Raw genomic sequence first — 16,924 nt, 5'->3', positions numbered from 1 at the left:
GGGTCGGGCGGATCATCGCCGCCCGACAGGGAATGGTTACTCGGCTGCCATGGGCAACGTGGCCTTCTGGGCGGCGCGCCAGACGTTCTGCGGAGTGGCCGGCATCTGGAGGTCCTCATGTCCGAGGGCGTCGGTGATCGCATTGATCACGGCCGGCGGCGCAGCGATCGCACCGGCCTCACCGCAGCCCTTTATGCCGAGCGGGTTGGACGGGCATGGTGTCACGGTCATGCCAACCTCGAAGGAAGGAAGATCGACCGCGCGCGGCATGCAATAGTCCATATAGCTCGCCGTCACGAGCTGACCGGACCCGTCGTAGACGGCGCCTTCGAGGAGTGCCTGGCCGATACCCTGGGCGATTCCGCCATGCACCTGGCCCTCGACGATCATGGGGTTGATGACGACCCCGAAATCGTCGACGGCAACCCAGCGATCGATCGTCGACACTCCGGTCTCCGGATCGACCTCCACTTCGCAGATGTGGACGCCCGCCGGGAAGGTGAAGTTCGTCGGATCGTAGAAGGCGCCCTCCTTGAGGCCGGGCTCAAGATCCTGTCCGGCGAATTTGTGCGCGATATAGGCCTGCAGCGCGACCTCCCCGAACGCCAGCGAGCGATCGGTCCCTGCTACGGAGAACCGCCCATCCCGGAACTCGATATCGCCCTCGCCGGCTTCGAGCACGTATGCGGCAACCTTCTTGCCCTTTGCGATCACCTTGTCGATTGCCTTGGCGATCGCGGACATCCCCACGGCGCCGGACCGGGAGCCGTATGTGCCCATCCCGAACTGCACCTTGTCGGTGTCGCCATGGACGATCGTGACCTGATCGATCGAGATCCCGAGCCGATCGGACACGAGCTGCGCGAAGGTCGTCTCATGACCCTGGCCATGGCTGTGCGAGCCGGTGAGCACCTCCACAGATCCGGTCGGATTCACGCGCACTTCGGCGGATTCCCAGAGGCCCACGCCCGCGCCGAGGGCCCCTACTGCCTGTGACGGCGCGATCCCGCAGGCCTCGATATAGCTCGAGAACCCGATGCCACGGAGCTTACCGTTGCGCGCGCTCTCCCGTTTGCGCTTCCCGAGGTTCTTGTAATCAGCAATCTCGAGCGCCTTGTTCAGGGACGCCTGATAGTCGCCGATGTCGTAAGCCATGATCACCGGCGTCTGATGCGGGAACCGGGTGATGTAGTTGCGCTTCCGGAACTTGGCGGGATCCATCTGCAGCTCGCGGGCTGCTTTCTCCATGATCCGCTCGAGCACGAAGGTCGCTTCCGGCCGGCCCGCGCCGCGATAGGCATCGACGGGCGCCGTGTTCGTGTAGACGGCATCGACCTCGCAGTAGATTGCCGGAATGTCGTATTGGCCGGAGAGCAGCGGCGCATAGAGATAAGTCGGAACGGACGACGAGAAGGTCGAAAGATAAGCGCCCAGATTGGCGATTGTCGAAACCCTCAACCCGATGCATTTGCCGCTCTCGTCCAGCGCGAGCTCGGCATGAGTGACGTGATCGCGGCCATGCGCGTCGGAGAGGAAAGCCTCGGTCCGGTCTGCGGTCCATTTCACGGGACGCTTCACCTTCTTCGCGGCCCAGACGCAGACCGTCTCCTCCGCATAGATGAAGATCTTGGAGCCGAAGCCCCCGCCCACGTCCGGCGCGACGACGCGGAGCTTGTGCTCGGGCGCAATCCCGATGAAGGCGGACAGCACGAGTCGCGCGACATGCGGGTTCTGGCTCGTCGTATACAGCGTATAGCTGTCCGTGCCTGCATCGTATTCACCGATTGCGGCGCGAGGCTCGATCGCGTTCGGCACGAGCCTGTTGTTGACGAGATCGAGCTTCGTGACGTGCTTGGCCTGCTCGAAGGCCTGATCGACGGCCGACTTGTCACCCAGGTGCCAGCGAAAGACGGTGTTGTCGGGCGCGGCTTCGTGGACCTGCGCCTCCGCCTTCTGGGCCGTCGCGGGATCCACGACGGCGGGCAGCGGATCGTAATCGACGACGATCGCTTCGGCCGCATCCCTCGCCTGCGCCAGGGTCTCCGCTACAACGACCGCCACGTGGTCACCGACATACCGCACTTTGCCCTGCGCGAGCGCCGGGTGCGGCCCTGCCTTCATGGGCGACCCGTCTTTCGAGTGAATCATCCAACCGCAGATCAGGCCGCCCACCTTGTCCGCGGCCAGATCGTCACCCGTGAAGATCCCGAGCACGCCCGGCATGGTCCGTGCTGCGGACGTGTCGATCCCGGCAATCCGCGCATGCGCGTGGGGTGATCGAACGAAATAGGCATAAGCCTGACCCGACCTGTTTAGGTCATCGACGTAGCGCCCCTGACCGGTGATGAAGCGATGGTCCTCTTTCCGGCGCACCGGTGCGCCAATCCCTGCCTCGGTCATGCGAAGTCCTCCTGGGCTGCCTCTCGCGGGCGTTGTCCTCGAAATGCAAGAACCCGCGCCTGGGGCGCGGGTCCGATCATTCGGCTGCCTGCTGAAGCGGCGCCTGCGCCATGGCCTGAGCCCCGGCGGCAATCGACTTCACGATGTTGTGGTAGCCCGTGCATCTGCAAAGATTGCCTTCGAGCTCGGCGCGGATAGTCGCCTCGTCGAGGTCCTTGCCCTTGCGCCTGACGATGTCGACGGCCGACATGATCATGCCGGGCGTGCAGAAACCACACTGCAGGCCATGGTTCTCGCGGAACGCTGCCTGCATGGGATGCAGTTCTCCGTCCGTGGCGAGCCCTTCGATGGTCGTGACCGAACTCCCTTGCGCCTGAACCGCGAGGACCGTGCAGGATTTCACGGCCTCGCCGTCGAGATGGACGACGCAGGCGCCGCATTGGCTCGTGTCGCAGCCGACATGGGTGCCCGTGAGGCGAAGATTCTCGCGCAGGAACGTGACGAGAAGAGTGCGCGGTTCGATATCAGCGGTGACGGGTTGACCGTTCACCGTCATCGAAACGGTGGTCATGAGTTCTCCTCCTCCTGGTCAGCCTGAATGCCGACCTTATTGCCGGAGCCCGGGACGGGCATGTCATTCGTGAGACGGAGCACGCGGGCTCAACGCGTCGAAAAGGAATGTGAACCGGCCTGAATTGGCGGTCAAGGACCGTCATCTCGCGAATTGACCGCCGAAAGCGCGGATTCAGGCGGCATTTTCGGCCGGAGCGAGGAGCTTGGCAAAATTGCCGAAGAACTGGTCGGCATACTTTTTCGCGACGCCGTTGATGAGGCGCCCGCCCAGTTGCGCGATCTTGCCGCCAACCTGCGCCTCGACATCGTAACTCAACTGCGTTCCGCCCTCCGCCTCGGCGAGGCGCACCTTCGCGCCACCTTTCGCGAATCCGGCCACACCCCCCTGCCCTTCGCCGGTAATCGTGTAGCCGTTCGGCGCGTCTATGTCGGAGAGTATGACATTGCCCTTGAAGGTCGCCTTGACAGGTCCCACCGCCAGCTTCGCGACTGCGGCGAACTCAGTGTCGCTCACCTTCTCGAGTTCCTGGCAGCCCGGGATGCAGGCTTTCAGGACTTCGGGATCGTTCAGCGCAGCCCAGACCCGCGCCCGTTCCGCCGGCAGCGTTACCTCGCCTTGCATCGTCATGGCCATGTCGAATCTCCGTTCTGCTGCCCTTCGTGAGAGGGCATCACTCTAACGGCCCGGCACCAAAGTGCCAGTCGGCTGACGGAGGGAAGCGCGAGCCAGAGACGCGGAGCCGACTCGCCAGGCGATTCGTCGGGCTTCCGATTCGGCCATGCCCCGACAGCCAGCCTGGAGCCACGGGTCTTTCGGTGCCGAAGCGCTTTCTCTAAAGAGCGTGGTAGGAGCGATTGCTGTAGACCAGCGCCGGCGCCGCCTGCCCGAGTCGAATGGCGACGATCTCGCCGATGATCACGAAATGCGTCGCGACGAGGCGGGAATCCATCAGGCGGCAATCGAAGGCGACGAGGCCGGTAGTGAGGACAGGACACCCGGTTTCGAGGGTGTCCCAGGAGCCCACCGAAAAACGATCTCGCCCCTCCAGCCCGGCGCGCCCGGCAAAGATGTCTGCGATGGCCTGATCCCCGGCCGAAAGTGTGTTGACGCTGAAGGCGTGATTTGCCTGCACGGATCGCGCCGAGCGCCCGGCCGCATTGATGCAGACGAGGAGAGAGGCGGGCTGATCCGTCACTGGCGCCACCGCAGTCGCGGTGAAGCCTGCCCGACCGGCCTGCCCATCGGTTGCTACGATGTGCACGGCTCCGGCCACCCGGCTCATGCCTTCGCGGAACAGATGGGGATCAAGCGCCCCGCGCAGGTCCGGCGGGGTCGTGGTGGGTCTCTCAGGCATCAAGATCTCGCGCTGCGCATTCCGGACACGGCGCAGACGGGCCCGAGATAAGTGCTACCCGCGCCGAAGGGAAGCCCATGGGCCGCCGGCAGGGTCGTTGTGGTTCCTTAGTCCTTTTGCTAGAACCCGCCACCTTTCGACCCTTTGGCCTCGATGTTACAAGGAGGCTGAGGTCGGACCACAATCATAATTCCCCTCCAGAGGGGGCTTAGGGCGGATATGGAAGTTTTTGTTCAACAGCTCATCAATGGGCTGACCCTCGGCTCAATCTATGGGCTGATCGCCATCGGATACACGATGGTCTACGGCATCATCGGCATGGTGAACTTCGCTCACGGCGACGTGTTCATGCTGAGCGCCTTCATCGCTCTGATCACTTTCCTTATCCTCACCACCCTGCTCGGGATAGGGTCCGTTGCGCTGGCGCTCCTGATCGTTCTCCTGGTCTCGATGGCCTTCACCTCCCTGTGGGGCTGGACGTTGGAGCGGCTCGCCTACCGGCCCTTGCGGGGCTCTTTCCGGCTGGCGCCCCTGATCTCGGCCATCGGCGTCTCGATCTTTCTCGCCAACTTCGTCCAGGTCGCCCAGGGCGCTCGCAACAAGCCGACTCCCCCGATGGTCCAGGACGTCATCGTGCTCTGGGAAGGTGCGAGCGGTTATGCCGTGGCGCTCTCCTACAAGCAGATCGTGATCATGTTCGCGACCGCGCTGCTTCTCGGAATCTTCTGGTACATCGTCCAGAACACCTCTCTCGGGCGAGCGCAACGCGCCTGCGAGCAGGACCGGAGGATGGCGGCCCTCTTGGGAATAGACGTGGACCGCACGATCTCGCTGACTTTCGTAATCGGCGCCGCACTCGCAGCAGTCGCAGGCACGATGTATCTCCTCTATTACGGGGTCGTGAGCTTCGCGGACGGGTTCGTTCCTGGGATCAAGGCCTTCACGGCCGCCGTGCTCGGCGGCATCGGATCCCTGCCTGGCGCCGTGCTGGGCGGTCTCATCATCGGACTGATCGAGACGCTCTGGTCGGCCTATTTCTCCATCGAATACAAGGATGTCGCTGCGTTCTCGATCCTTGCGATCGTCCTGATCTTCATGCCCTCGGGCATCTTGGGTCGACCGGAAGTCGAGAAGGTCTAGGACGAGCAAGCCATGACGGCATCGACCACCTCAACGACCATCGCGGCGTCGGCCACCGCCGTGGTGCGGCCCACCTTCGATCTCGCAGCAGCCGTCAAGCATGCCGCGCTGACAGCTCTCCTGACCCTCGGGCTCTCGTTTCCGATCATCGCTTATCGGACGGACCAGAGCGGCGCCGATCTCTTTCTGACGCCGCGCTGGGGCCTCGTCGCCCTGTTTTGCGCCATCGCTTTCGCAGGCCGTCTGGCCATAGAGGCTTTCCACGCGACCCGAGAAGCGAGGGGCGCCTCCGGACCATCGCGGGTCGCCAGCAGCCTCGGCCGGTTTCTCTCGACTGCCGGCGTGCCGATCTTCCTGGGTATTGCGCTCACCTTTCCCGTGATCGTCTATTTCGTCCAGGGCGGCCTGAGCGAGTCACGCTACTGGGTGGATCTCGGCATCCTGATCCTCACCTATGTGATGCTCGGCTGGGGCCTGAACATCGTGGTCGGCCTCGCTGGCCTTCTCGACCTCGGATATGTGGCCTTCTATGCAGTCGGCGCCTATTCGTATGCGCTGCTGTCGACCACGTTTGGCCTCTCCTTCTGGATCTGCCTGCCGCTGGCGGGAACGCTTGCTGCCTTCTGGGGCGTCCTGTTGGGATTTCCGGTCCTGCGTCTGCGTGGCGACTATCTCGCCATCGTGACGCTCGCCTTCGGCGAGATCGTCCGGCTCGTGCTGATCAATTGGGTCGCTCTGACCAATGGTGGTGCCGGCATCTCGTCGATCCCGCGCGTCAGCTTCTTCGGGATTCCCTTCAACTCGAGCGATAACGGCTTCGCGGCGACATTCGGGCTGACATTCGATGCGATGCACCGCATCATCTTCCTGTACTACCTGATCCTCGCGCTCGCCCTCATCACGAATTTCGTGACGATGCGGCTGCGTCGGCTCCCCGTCGGACGGGCCTGGGAGGCACTTCGCGAAGACGAGATCGCCTGCCGCTCGCTTGGCATCAACACGACGAACACGAAGCTGACCGCATTTGCCATGGGCGCGATGTTCGGCGGCTTTGCCGGCGCGTTCTTCTCGGTACGTCAGGGCTTCGTGTCACCGGAGAGCTTCAACTTCCTCGAATCCGCGATCATTCTCGCGATCGTCGTCCTCGGGGGAATGGGTTCGCAGATCGGCGTTGCGATCGGTGCGGTGGTCCTCGTCGGCGGACCCGAGATCCTGCGCAATTTGGACTTCCTGAAGGCGGTCTTCGGTGCAGGCTTCGATCCCAACGAATACCGGTTGCTGCTCTTCGGTCTCGGCATGGTCGCCATGATGGTGTGGCGGCCACGAGGCCTCGTAGCCAACCGCCAGCCTTCTGTCGTGCTGAAGGAGCGCAAGGCGATTTCCGGATCCCTCGTGAAGGAGGGACACGGTTGATGCGCTGGGACAACGATCCGGTGCTGGATGTCCAACACCTCACCATGCGCTTCGGTGGCTTGGTCGCTGTCAACGATCTTTCGTTCCGGGTCGGCCGCGGCGACATCACGGCGCTCATCGGACCGAACGGCGCCGGCAAGACGACGGTGTTCAATTGCATCACCGGCTTCTATAAGCCGACGGAAGGCATGCTCTCACTGCGAACCGCATCGGGCGATCAGTTCTTCCTCGAGCGCCTGCCAGGTCACAGCATCAACTGGCGCGCGAAGGTCGCCCGGACATTCCAGAACATTCGCTTGTTCTCGGGGATGACCGTACTCGAGAACCTCCTCGTCGCGCAGCACAACCCGCTGATGCTCGCGTCGGGTTTCACCGTGCTCGGCATTCTCGGCGTGGGCGGATACCGTACGGCCGAGCGCCGGGCGATCGAGCGAGCCATGGCGTGGCTCGAAAGGATTAATCTCATCGGCCGAGCCGACGATCCTGCCGGCGATCTGCCCTATGGTGATCAGCGCCGGCTCGAGATCGCCCGGGCGATGTGCACCGAACCGACGCTCCTGTGCCTCGACGAGCCGGCAGCGGGCCTCAATCCGCGCGAGAGTCATCAATTGAACGAGTTGCTGCTGTCGATCCGCAAAGACGACAATACGTCGGTCCTCCTGATCGAGCACGACATGTCGGTTGTGATGGGGATCTCGGACCATGTGGTCGTCCTCGATTACGGCACGAAGATCTCTGATGGCACGCCGACCGAGGTGAAGGACGACGCCCGCGTCATCGCCGCCTATCTCGGTGTCGAGGACGACGAAGTTTCCGAAGTCGAGGCGGAGGTCGGTGCATGAGCACGGGTGCGCCAATCGCTCGTTCCGCAGCGCTGCCACCCTCACCCGCCGCCCTTCGGGCGTCGACCTCTTCCCTCGAGGGAGAGGTGAAGAGGCGGCCGCTCGCACATCACCTCGCCCCTTGTGGGAGCGTCCGAGTGGGGAGGGAAACGCCACGTTATGTACGGGTACATCCATGAGCGTCGCCGACACCAATGTTCTGGCCGACCAAGCCAGCCGGACGGCACGCCCGCCGCTGCTTACGATCCGCGGGGTCAAGACCTATTACGGTAATATCGTTGCCCTGAAAGGCGTTGATCTCGACATCTACGAAGGGGAGATCGTGACGATCATCGGCGCCAACGGCGCCGGCAAGTCGACATTGATGATGACGATCTTCGGCAACCCCCGCGCGCGCGAGGGAACGATCACATTTGCGGGACGCGACATCACACGTGTCCCCACCCATGAAATTGCGCGCATGTCGATCGCGCAATCTCCCGAAGGGCGGCGCATCTTCCCGCGCATGAGCGTCTTCGAAAATCTCCAGATGGGTGCCTCGATCAACAATGCGGCGCATTTCGACGAGGATCTCGAACGGGTCTGCACGATCTTTCCGCGTCTGAAGGAGAGGCTCCATCAGCGCGGAGGCACCCTCTCCGGCGGTGAGCAGCAGATGCTCGCGATCGCTCGCGCGCTGATGAGCCGTCCCCGGCTCCTCCTTCTCGACGAGCCCTCCCTCGGACTCGCGCCCCTCGTCGTGAAACAGATCTTCGACGTGATCCGAGAATTGAACAAGCGTGACGGGATGACGGTGTTCCTCGTCGAGCAGAATGCCTATCATGCCTTGAAGCTTGCGCATCGCGGCTACGTGATGGTGACCGGGACGATCACGTTGTCCGGAACCGGACAAGAGCTGCTGAGCAATCCGCAGGTACGGGCAGCCTACCTCGAAGGAGGGCGGCACTAATGCAGGGCATACTCTACGAAGAGCCGTCGATCTGGCTCTTCCTCCTCGTCACCGTGACGATGGGTGGCTGGGCGGCTTGGATGACCGGCCGGGCCATGGCGGTGACATGGCGACCCTATGGCGTTCTCATCGCGTATCTCCTGATTCTCGCTGCGGCAGTGCGCTTCATCCACTTCGCCCTCTTCGACGGCACTCTCCTCTCGCTCCATTATTATGTGATCGATGCGATCGTGGTGCTGCTGATCGGATCTCTCGGATACCGGTACACGCGCGCGCGGCAGATGACGACACAGTATCGCTGGCTTTACGAACGAACCGGCCTCTTCAGCTGGCGAGCCAAAGGCGCCGAGAGTGCGTCTCGATAATTCTGAATCCGGCGTGACTTATGCGCAGAATGCGGCATGATGACGCTCGGACGGCGGCCACGACCGCCGAACCAGCCCTTTCGGGCCTCAAGAACCACCAGAGGAGTAGCCTAATGAAGAAAATGCTGTTGACCGGCGTCGCGCTCGGTCTCGGCCTTGCGTTCTCGAGCATGGCTCAGGCGCAGATCAAGATCGGCGTCGCGGGCCCGATCACCGGACCGAATGCCGCTTTCGGAGCGCAAATGAAGAACGGCGCCGAACAGGCCGTGGAGGACATCAATGCCGCCGGTGGCATCAATGGCCAGAAGCTGGAATTGGTGATCGGCGACGACGTCTCGGATCCGAAGCAGGGCGTTTCCGTCGCGAACAAGTTCGCGGCCGAGGGCGTGAAGATGGTGGTTGGCCACTTCAACTCTGGTGTCTCGATCCCCGCTTCGGAGGTCTACGAAGAGGCGGGCATGATCCAGATCTCCCCGGCCTCCACGAACCCCCGGTTCACCGACCGTGGCCTGTGGAACACCTTCCGCACCTGCGGTCGCGACGACCAGCAGGGCGCAGTTGCGGGCGCCTATCTCGCGAACAAATTCAAGGGCAAGAAGGTCGCGGTGATCCACGACAAGACACCCTATGGGAAGGGCTTGGCCGACGAGACCCAGAAGGCGATGAACGCGAAGGGTCTGAAGGAGGTGCTGTACGAGGGCATCAATCCGGGTGAGAAAGACTATTCGGCGCTCGTGTCCAAGCTGAAGCAGGCGAATGTCGACGTCGTCTATTTCGGCGGACTCCACACGGAAGCCGGTCTGATCATTCGCCAGATGCGCGACCAGGGCCTGCAAGCGCCGCTCATGTCCGGTGACGGCATCGTCTCGGCAGAGTTCGTCTCGATCGCCGGTCCCGGTGCCGACGGAACGCTCATGACCTTCGCGCCCGATCCGCGAAAGAACCCGGCCGCCAAGGACGCCGTGGCGAAGTTCAAGGCCAAGAACTACGAGCCGGAAGCCTACACCCTCTACAGCTACGCTGCGGTGCAGATCCTCGTCGATGCGGCGAAGCAGGCGGGGGGCGTGAACCCGAAGAAGATGTCGGAGATCATTCGGGAAGGTAAGCCCTACAAGACCGTGCTCGGCGAACTCTCCTTCGACAAGAAGGGCGATATCACGCGTCCGGACTACGTCATGTATACGTGGAAGAAGGGTCCCGACGGCAAGATCGATTACGCAGGAAACGAGGTCGCCGACTGACGGCTTTGCCTCGAACCATCGCGAAGAGCCCGCCCCTTCCGGGGCGGGTTTTTTTGTCGTCCGAACGAAGCCGGATCGGCGGCAGTGCCGGCGCCTCGCCGGGCCACGATGCGCAGCAGTAGCTATCCGAGGCGAGCGAGCGCCGGGAACGTCTCGAGCAGCCAGAAGCTGGCATCGGTGATCCAGCCGGCGAGGAAGCCGAATCCGGTCACAACCAGCAGCACTCCCATCGTCCGTTCGATGAGGGCGAACCGTGCTCGCATCCCGGACATCAGAGCAGCAAGCGGGCGCATCGCGAAGGCGGCGAGCACGAACGGGATTCCGAGCCCCGCCGAATAGACCCCGAGGAGCAGCGCTCCACGGCCGACGCTCGTCTCGGATCCGGCAACAGCGAGGATGGCCGCGAGGATCGGCCCGATACAGGGCGTCCACCCGAACGCGAAGGCGAGCCCCATCACATAGGCTCCCCAGGCCCCCGCCGGACGCCCGACCTGCAGGCGTGCCTCTCGATAGAGCATGCCGATCCGGAAGACGCCCAGAAAATGCAGGCCCATGATGATGATGGCGACCCCGGCAGCCGTGCTCAGGAGCATCAGATGCTGCCGGATGACCTGTCCGATCACCGAGGCGGTCGCACCGAGGATGACGAACACGGTCGTGAAGCCCGCAACGAAGAGGAGCGCGGCCCTTACCGCCCGCTGCCGCACCTGCCGGTCGCCACCCTCATGCAACTCGGCAACGGTCGTTCCAGCGAGAAAGGAGAGATAGGGCGGGACGAGAGGCAATACGCAGGGGCTCAGAAAGCTGATCAAACCACCGAGCGCCGCTGCAGGGAGAGATACGTCGAGCATCCCCTCTCATAAGTCCGAAGGAACTCCTCAGGAAGGCGCTTAAGGTCTCATCTTCATCTTGTGATCATCGGCCGCATAGGCTTCCATCCGCGCATGGAACCGCTCCGCAACCTGATCACCGACATTCCCGGCCTGCGAATTGGCAATGCCGACGATCCTTCCCTGGCCTCGGGCGTCACAGTGGCCCTGTTCGACGACGTGGCCGTCGCCGCGTGTTCAGTCCTCGGCGGCGCGCCGGGAACGCGCGAAACCGATGCCCTGGAACCGGATCGGCTCGTTCCCGGCGCGCACGCCATCGTGCTGTCAGGCGGTTCGGCATTCGGCCTCGACGCGGCGAGCGGGGTCCAGGCCTATCTGCGGGAACAGGGCATCGGTTTCCCGGTAGGCGCCGTACGCGTGCCGATCGTGGCACAGGCAGTTGCGTTCGATCTCCTCAATGGGGGGGACAAGAATTGGGGCCGCTACCCACCCTACCGTGAGCTCGGATACGAGGCGGCCGCGAGGGCCGCCCGGGATTTCGCGCTCGGCAACGCCGGCGGCGGCGCCGGTGTCACGACGGTCAACCTCAAAGGCGGGCTGGGCTCTGCCAGCGCGAGGACGAGCGCCGGCTACACGGTCGGCGCGCTCGTCGTCGTGAACAGCATCGCCTCGGCCGTGGTCGGGCAAGGCCCCCATTTCTGGGCCGGGGCTCTGGAAGAGGATGCCGAATTCGGGGGCCTCGGTCTCCCGGCCCGCGTAGCGCCGGAACAGCGCAGGCTGACCTGGAAGGCGGGCCCGCAGCCCGCAACCACGATTGCCCTCGTCGCGACCGATGCGGCACTCCACAAGGGACAGGCGAAGCGCCTTGCAGTTGCCGCCCATGGCGGTCTCGCCAAAGGCCTGCGCTTCGCTCACGCCCTCCAGGACGGTGATACGGTCTTTGCTGCCGCGACCGGCCTTCGCCCTCTTGGGTCGGAGGCCGACCTCGTCGAGATTGCGGCGGTGGCAGGCGACTGCCTGGCACGGGCGATCGCCCGTGGCGTGTACGAAGCGACGCGCCTGCCGTTCCCAGGTGCGATACCCGCCTGGCGAGATCTCTACGGGTGATGCGGGCTCACGGTGCGCGGCTCAGAACCGGTCGAGGCGATACGGCCGCGGATCGACGATGGTTCGTTCGCCGGTGATCATCTCGGCGAGCAGCCGTCCGGTCACCGGTCCGAGCGTCAGCCCGTGATGGGCGTGTCCGATGCCGAACCAGAGATTCTTGTGGCGCGGTGCCGGGCCGATGATCGGCATCATATCGGGCGTGCATGGCCGCACGCCCATCCAGGGCTCCGGATCGAGCCGCTCTCCGAGCGGAAAGAGGCTGCGGGCCACCGGCTCGGCCCGCGCGAGCTGCACCGGGGTCTTCGGATCATCCCGATTGGCGAATTCGGCGCCCGTCGTCAGGCGGATGCCGCGGCTCATGGGCGCCAGGAAGTAGCCACGCTCGAAATCGAGGGTCGGGTGATTCAGGACCGCGTGGCCCTCGGGGCGATAATGCATGTGATACCCGCGCTTGACGGCAAGCGGCAGGTGATAGCCGAGGGGCTTCGACACGATATCCGCCCAGGCGCCCAGCGCCACGACGGCTGTTCCGGCCTCGACGACGCCGTGCTCCGTCCGAACGCGCCACCCGGGTGAAGCCTCCTCGAGCGTGCGCGCGTCACCCATCGCAACCTGCCCGCCCAGCCGCTCGAACAGACCGACATAAGCCATCGTCAGGGCATGCGGGTCGGAAACGGAAGCCGGGTCCGTCCAGTGCAATCCACCGACGAGCGAAGCCGTGATGTATGGCTCCATCTCCGCAATGCGCTTCGGGTCCAGGACCTCGAAGTTGACTCCGAAGTCACGGTTGACTTCTTCGGCGTCCTTCACCTCCGCTCGCATAATGGCCTCGGAGCGGAAGACCTTGATCCAGCCCTTGTGGCGGATCAGGGCCGTTGCGTCCGCCTCTTCGGCGAGAACCATGTGCTCGGTCAGGCAATGCTCGATCAGGGGAGCGTAGAGGCGCGCGATGGCTTCGTGCTGGTTCGGGCGCGAATGCATCCAGTATCGGAAGAGGAACGGGGCGAGACGCGGCAGCGCCGAGAGATGGTAATGCGCATCGATCGTGTGGTTCAGAGCGTAGCGAAGCAAAGCTCCGAAATCGTGCGGAAATCCGTAAGGGTAGACGCCTTCGCGCTGGATCAGGCCGGCATTCCCGAACGATGTCTCCTCGCCGGGGGCTCGGCGGTCGATGAGCAGCGTGGACCGTCCCCGCTTCTGCAGATGCAACGCAATCGAGGTCCCGACGATTCCGGCCCCGAGCACCACCACGTCCACTTTCATAACCTGATCCGCCCTTCCTGAGCTTGCCTCGGGCCGCGCGGAATGTGAGGGTCGCGGCGCCCGAGTCAACAACAGACGTTCATTCTATCCCGTTATCGCTGAAAACCATTTCGGATCCTCATGCGGCTGCTCCTCGATGGGCTGGCCCTGGTCGGCCGCTACGGCACCCAGGGCTTCGCCGTCAGCATCTTCCTCGGGCTCGCGCTTCCGCAATTCGCTTCTGCGGCGCGCCCCCTCCTGGGATTCACGATCTTCATGTTCGTGATGATCACCTTCGCGCGCGTGGACACGACGGCCTTGCGCGCCCTGCTGCGGCGTCCACGCGCCATCGCCTCGGCGAATGCCTGGCTCATCGTAGCCCCGGCCGTGCTGGCCCTCGCCGTGATCGCGCTCCTCGGCCGCTCATGGCTCGATCCGGGACTCGTGCTCGGCCTGGCGGTGCTCGCGGCTGCCCCGCCGATCATGTCTGCTCCCGCGGTCGCGATGATGCTCGGCCTCGAGCCTACGCTCATGATGGTCTCGGTTCTGCTGACGACAGCTCTCGCGCCTGTGATCTCCCCGCTCCTCGCCGAGTTCGTTGCAGGAGGCGCAGTTCCGCTGGACATCACGATCCTCCTTCGGCGCCTGCTCCTCCTGATCGGCGGCGCGGTGCTGGCAGCAATGCTGCTGCGCCGCGTTCTCGGAGAGGCACGCATCCGGACCTACCGGGCCCAGTTCGATGGTTTCGGCGTCCTGATGTATTTTCTGTTCGCTGTGGCGGCGATGGACGGCGTCCTCGCGGCAGCCATCGCCAACCCGCTCCGCGCCATCGGCTATCTCGCGGTGGCGTTCGGACTTGCGGCCACGGGCTTCGTGAGCGCGTTTCTCGTGCTGCGCTGGCTCGAACCGGCCGAACGGTTCGTCCTGGGCTATGGGACCGCCCAGCGCAACATGGGTCTCCTCATCGCCGCGCTCGGGGCGGACACGCCCGATACCACCTTTCTCTTCTTCGCGCTCGCCCAGTTCCCGATCTACCTGATGCCCCAGATCGTTAAGCCGATCGCGCGACGCCTGACCGCGGTTGCCGCTCAGGATCCCCCATGCTACCGCGCGGCCCCATGACACGGCCCCTGCTGATCGCTCCGTCCATCCTCTCGGCAAATTTCGCGAAGCTCGGTGAGGAGGTTCGTGCGGTAGACGAGGCTGGCGGCGACTGGATCCATATCGACGTGATGGACGGTCACTTCGTGCCGAACATCACGCTCGGCCCCGACATCGTCCGCGCGATCCGCCCGTGTTCGCAGAAGACATTCGACGTCCACCTCATGATCGCGCCGGCGGATCCCTATCTCGAGGCGTTCGCGAAGGCGGGAGCCGACATCATCAGCGTCCACGCCGAGGCCGGTCCCCATCTCCATCGGTCCCTGCAGACGATCAGGGCGCTCGGCAAGCGTTCAGGAGTGGTCCTCAATCCGGGAACGCCCGCGAGCGCAGTCGAGCCGGTCGCGGATCTCGTGGATCTCGTGCTCTGCATGACGGTGAATCCCGGTTTCGGCGGCCAGTCCTTCATCGCGCCGGTCTGCGACAAGGTCCGGACCATTCGGGAAATTCTCGGAGACCGAGACGTGGACATCGAAGTCGACGGCGGCATCACGCCCGAGACCGCGCCGCTGGCCGCCTCGGCCGGTGCGAACGTCCTCGTCGCCGGATCGGCCGTCTTCCGCGGGCCATCCTACGAGGACAACATCGCGGCGATCCGGACCGCTGCCCAGCAATCGATCGGCCGCGCCTGAGACCGGTTCGACACGAGCAGCGGACCTTCCCGATGAACCATGCTCCCCCGAGCCTTCCAGTGGACCAGATCGCCGAGGACTTCCTGTCCGCACTGGAGGAGCACAGGCAGGTCCCTTCTCTATCGGCGCGGTTCTCAGGTTTCGATCTGGATACTGCATACGAGGTGACAGCCTCCATCCGGCGCCGGCGCGAAGCACGCGGCGAACGCGTCATCGGACGCAAGATCGGCTTCACGAACCGCACGATCTGGCCGGAATACGACGTCTATGCCCCGATCTGGGGCTACGTGTACGACACCACCGTTCGCGATCTGGCCGAATGTGTAGGCCTTTGCAAAGCCGGGGCCTTCGTCGAGCCGCGGATCGAGCCCGAGATCGTGTTCGAGCTTCGCGCCGCGCCTCGGGCCGGAATGGACGAACGGGAATTGCTGTCCTGCATCGAGTGGGTGGCGCATGGCTTCGAGATCGTCCAGTCCCTGTTTGCAGATTGGAAGTTCTCCGCGCCCGATACCGTCGCTGCTTTCGGGCTGCACGGTGCCTGCCTGATTGGCCCCCGTCGTTTCATCTCCGAGGATGAGCGCGACTCCTGGTTCGGCGCGCTGCCGGCTTTCGAAATCGATCTGTTGCGCAACGGCGCCGCCGTTGATCATGGACTCGCCGCGAATGTCCTCAACGGCCCCCTTTCGGCCCTTCGCCACCTCGTGGAACGCCTGGCCGGGGATCCGCACAATCCGCCACTGCATGCAGGTGAGATCGTCTCGACCGGGACATTGACCCGGGCCTTTCCGATCGAGGCCGGCCAGATCTGGCAGACCGAGATTACTGGCCTGCCCCTCGACGGGATTTCGCTGCGCCTCGACTGAGGACCAGGCCTGCAATAGAGCGGTGCGAAAGTGCTGTTCGTGTCGCAAGCGCATCGTGCAGAAAAGTGCGTTCACTTTTCCGCACGATGCGCCGCTAGAGAACCGAAGCATCGGCCCCGAAAGTCGAAGCCACTTTTGGGGCCGATGCTAAAAGGCGCCAGCTCGTTATTTCCCAAGCTGCCAGTTCGAGATGAACTCGGTCGGGTAGATGAGCTGGATGATGTTGAGCAGAAGATTGTCGCGAATGATGTAGCCGGTGACGACTTCCATGGAGACCGCGAGGGTCACGATGACCCATACCGGCAGCACGCGCGCCAAAGCGAAACCCAGCACCATCGAAAGCGTATCGAATACGGAGTTGATCATGCTGTCGCCGGCATAACCCTGCGCCAACCCGGATTGGCGATACCGGTCGATGATCAAGGGCGTGTTTTCCAGGAGTTCCCAGCTCACCTCGAGCCCGATCGCAAGCACAAGCCGCAAGCCGATCGACATCGGCGCATTCCGGGTGAGCCACCAAAGGGCGAAATAGAACCCGAAGCCGTGAATGATGTGCGAGGGAGTGTACCAGTCCGTGAGATGCTGCGAATTCTCCGGACTCGAAACGACGCCGTGCCAGATCTTGATGTATCCGCACGCGCAGACCGGCGGCTGCCCCATGGCGAGGAGCACGAGCGCCTGCAGGATAACGAGCCCGGCGCCGATCAGGACATAAGTCCTGAAGGAGATGGTTTCGGACCATCTCACTGCCGAAGACGGGCGCCGTTGCAGCATTTACCTGCCCCGCTGACGATCGAGAGTTGGGAGTATG

The 16,924-nt window shown here is 63.9% G+C and carries 17 protein-coding genes; 10 read left to right on the top strand and 7 right to left on the bottom strand.

Translation table 11 applies throughout. From position 1 onward, the window contains the following. Positions 1 to 36 precede the first annotated feature (36 nt). From BN1233_RS35485 to BN1233_RS35470, 4 genes are all read right to left on the bottom strand, one after another. Complete coding sequence (locus BN1233_RS35485) at positions 37 to 2,400, bottom strand: xanthine dehydrogenase family protein molybdopterin-binding subunit (protein WP_046868363.1); 2,364 nt, start codon at positions 2,398 to 2,400, stop codon at positions 37 to 39. Between the two features lie 76 nt (positions 2,401 to 2,476). Further along, complete coding sequence (locus tag BN1233_RS35480) at positions 2,477 to 2,971, bottom strand: (2Fe-2S)-binding protein (protein ID WP_046868362.1); 495 nt, start codon at positions 2,969 to 2,971, stop codon at positions 2,477 to 2,479. Positions 2,972 to 3,145: 174 nt separating this feature from the next. After that, on the bottom strand, positions 3,146 to 3,607 hold the full coding sequence (locus BN1233_RS35475) for an SRPBCC family protein (RefSeq protein WP_046868361.1): 462 nt from the start codon (positions 3,605 to 3,607) through the stop codon (positions 3,146 to 3,148). 199 nt (positions 3,608 to 3,806) lie between these two features. Continuing rightward, complete coding sequence (locus BN1233_RS35470; RefSeq protein ID WP_046868360.1) at positions 3,807 to 4,328, bottom strand: flavin reductase family protein; 522 nt, start codon at positions 4,326 to 4,328, stop codon at positions 3,807 to 3,809. 219 nt (positions 4,329 to 4,547) lie between these two features. Here BN1233_RS35470 and BN1233_RS35465 point away from each other — a divergent pair, with 219 nt between their 5' ends. The 6 genes from BN1233_RS35465 to BN1233_RS35440 all read left to right on the top strand — a co-directional run bounded on the left by BN1233_RS35465 (position 4,548) and on the right by BN1233_RS35440 (position 10,278). Beyond that, positions 4,548 to 5,468, top strand: a complete 921-nt coding sequence (locus BN1233_RS35465) for an ABC transporter permease subunit (protein ID WP_046868359.1) — start codon at positions 4,548 to 4,550, stop codon at positions 5,466 to 5,468. A 12-nt stretch (positions 5,469 to 5,480) separates the two neighbouring features. Further along, the gene (livM, locus tag BN1233_RS35460) at positions 5,481 to 6,881 is read left to right on the top strand and encodes a high-affinity branched-chain amino acid ABC transporter permease LivM (RefSeq protein WP_046868358.1); all 1,401 of its coding nucleotides are present in this window, start codon (positions 5,481 to 5,483) and stop codon (positions 6,879 to 6,881) included. Next, positions 6,881 to 7,723 carry an ABC transporter ATP-binding protein gene (locus BN1233_RS35455; RefSeq protein ID WP_046868357.1) on the top strand — a complete coding sequence of 281 codons (843 nt, stop codon included), beginning with the start codon at positions 6,881 to 6,883 and terminating at the stop codon, positions 7,721 to 7,723. The genes livM and BN1233_RS35455 overlap by 1 nt, the downstream gene beginning before the upstream one ends. A gap of 175 nt (positions 7,724 to 7,898) precedes the next feature. After that, the gene (locus tag BN1233_RS35450) at positions 7,899 to 8,672 is read left to right on the top strand and encodes an ABC transporter ATP-binding protein (RefSeq protein WP_046868356.1); all 774 of its coding nucleotides are present in this window, start codon (positions 7,899 to 7,901) and stop codon (positions 8,670 to 8,672) included. Continuing rightward, positions 8,672 to 9,037 (top strand): DUF6867 family protein, encoded by a 366-nt coding sequence (locus BN1233_RS35445; RefSeq protein WP_046868355.1) that lies wholly within the window; start codon positions 8,672 to 8,674, stop codon positions 9,035 to 9,037. The genes BN1233_RS35450 and BN1233_RS35445 overlap by 1 nt, the downstream gene beginning before the upstream one ends. A gap of 113 nt (positions 9,038 to 9,150) precedes the next feature. Beyond that, positions 9,151 to 10,278, top strand: coding sequence for a branched-chain amino acid ABC transporter substrate-binding protein (locus BN1233_RS35440; protein ID WP_187144454.1), 1,128 nt, complete (start codon positions 9,151 to 9,153; stop codon positions 10,276 to 10,278). Between the two features lie 122 nt (positions 10,279 to 10,400). Here the strand turns inward: BN1233_RS35440 and BN1233_RS35435 are convergent, their stop codons facing one another. Next, complete coding sequence (locus tag BN1233_RS35435; RefSeq protein WP_046868354.1) at positions 10,401 to 11,129, bottom strand: cytochrome c biogenesis CcdA family protein; 729 nt, start codon at positions 11,127 to 11,129, stop codon at positions 10,401 to 10,403. A gap of 93 nt (positions 11,130 to 11,222) precedes the next feature. On the opposite strand from BN1233_RS35435, the gene BN1233_RS35430 reads away from it, so the two are divergent. Further along, complete coding sequence (locus BN1233_RS35430; RefSeq protein ID WP_046868435.1) at positions 11,223 to 12,215, top strand: P1 family peptidase; 993 nt, start codon at positions 11,223 to 11,225, stop codon at positions 12,213 to 12,215. A 21-nt stretch (positions 12,216 to 12,236) separates the two neighbouring features. On the opposite strand, the gene BN1233_RS35425 is transcribed toward BN1233_RS35430, so the two are convergent. Next, positions 12,237 to 13,478, bottom strand: coding sequence for an NAD(P)/FAD-dependent oxidoreductase (locus tag BN1233_RS35425; RefSeq protein WP_046868353.1), 1,242 nt, complete (start codon positions 13,476 to 13,478; stop codon positions 12,237 to 12,239). A 120-nt stretch (positions 13,479 to 13,598) separates the two neighbouring features. Here BN1233_RS35425 and BN1233_RS35420 point away from each other — a divergent pair, with 120 nt between their 5' ends. From BN1233_RS35420 to BN1233_RS35410, 3 genes are read left to right on the top strand one after another with little or no spacing between them, the layout of a single operon-like run. Next, on the top strand, positions 13,599 to 14,579 hold the full coding sequence (locus BN1233_RS35420) for a bile acid:sodium symporter family protein (protein ID WP_046868352.1): 981 nt from the start codon (positions 13,599 to 13,601) through the stop codon (positions 14,577 to 14,579). Then, the gene (rpe, locus tag BN1233_RS35415; protein ID WP_046868434.1) at positions 14,576 to 15,250 is read left to right on the top strand and encodes a ribulose-phosphate 3-epimerase; all 675 of its coding nucleotides are present in this window, start codon (positions 14,576 to 14,578) and stop codon (positions 15,248 to 15,250) included. The genes BN1233_RS35420 and rpe overlap by 4 nt, the downstream gene beginning before the upstream one ends. Positions 15,251 to 15,282: 32 nt before the next feature. Further along, positions 15,283 to 16,113 carry a 2-keto-4-pentenoate hydratase gene (locus BN1233_RS35410; protein ID WP_046868351.1) on the top strand — a complete coding sequence of 277 codons (831 nt, stop codon included), beginning with the start codon at positions 15,283 to 15,285 and terminating at the stop codon, positions 16,111 to 16,113. Positions 16,114 to 16,278: 165 nt separating this feature from the next. Here the strand turns inward: BN1233_RS35410 and BN1233_RS35405 are convergent, their stop codons facing one another. Next, positions 16,279 to 16,887 carry a DUF2585 family protein gene (locus BN1233_RS35405; protein ID WP_046868350.1) on the bottom strand — a complete coding sequence of 203 codons (609 nt, stop codon included), beginning with the start codon at positions 16,885 to 16,887 and terminating at the stop codon, positions 16,279 to 16,281. Positions 16,888 to 16,924 lie beyond the last annotated feature (37 nt).

This window comes from Microvirga massiliensis, assembly GCF_001006805.1.
Lineage (GTDB): Bacteria > Pseudomonadota > Alphaproteobacteria > Rhizobiales > Beijerinckiaceae > Microvirga > Microvirga massiliensis.
The sequence above is the reverse complement of the archived record's forward strand: the minus strand, read 5'-3'. Positions and strand labels throughout refer to the sequence as shown.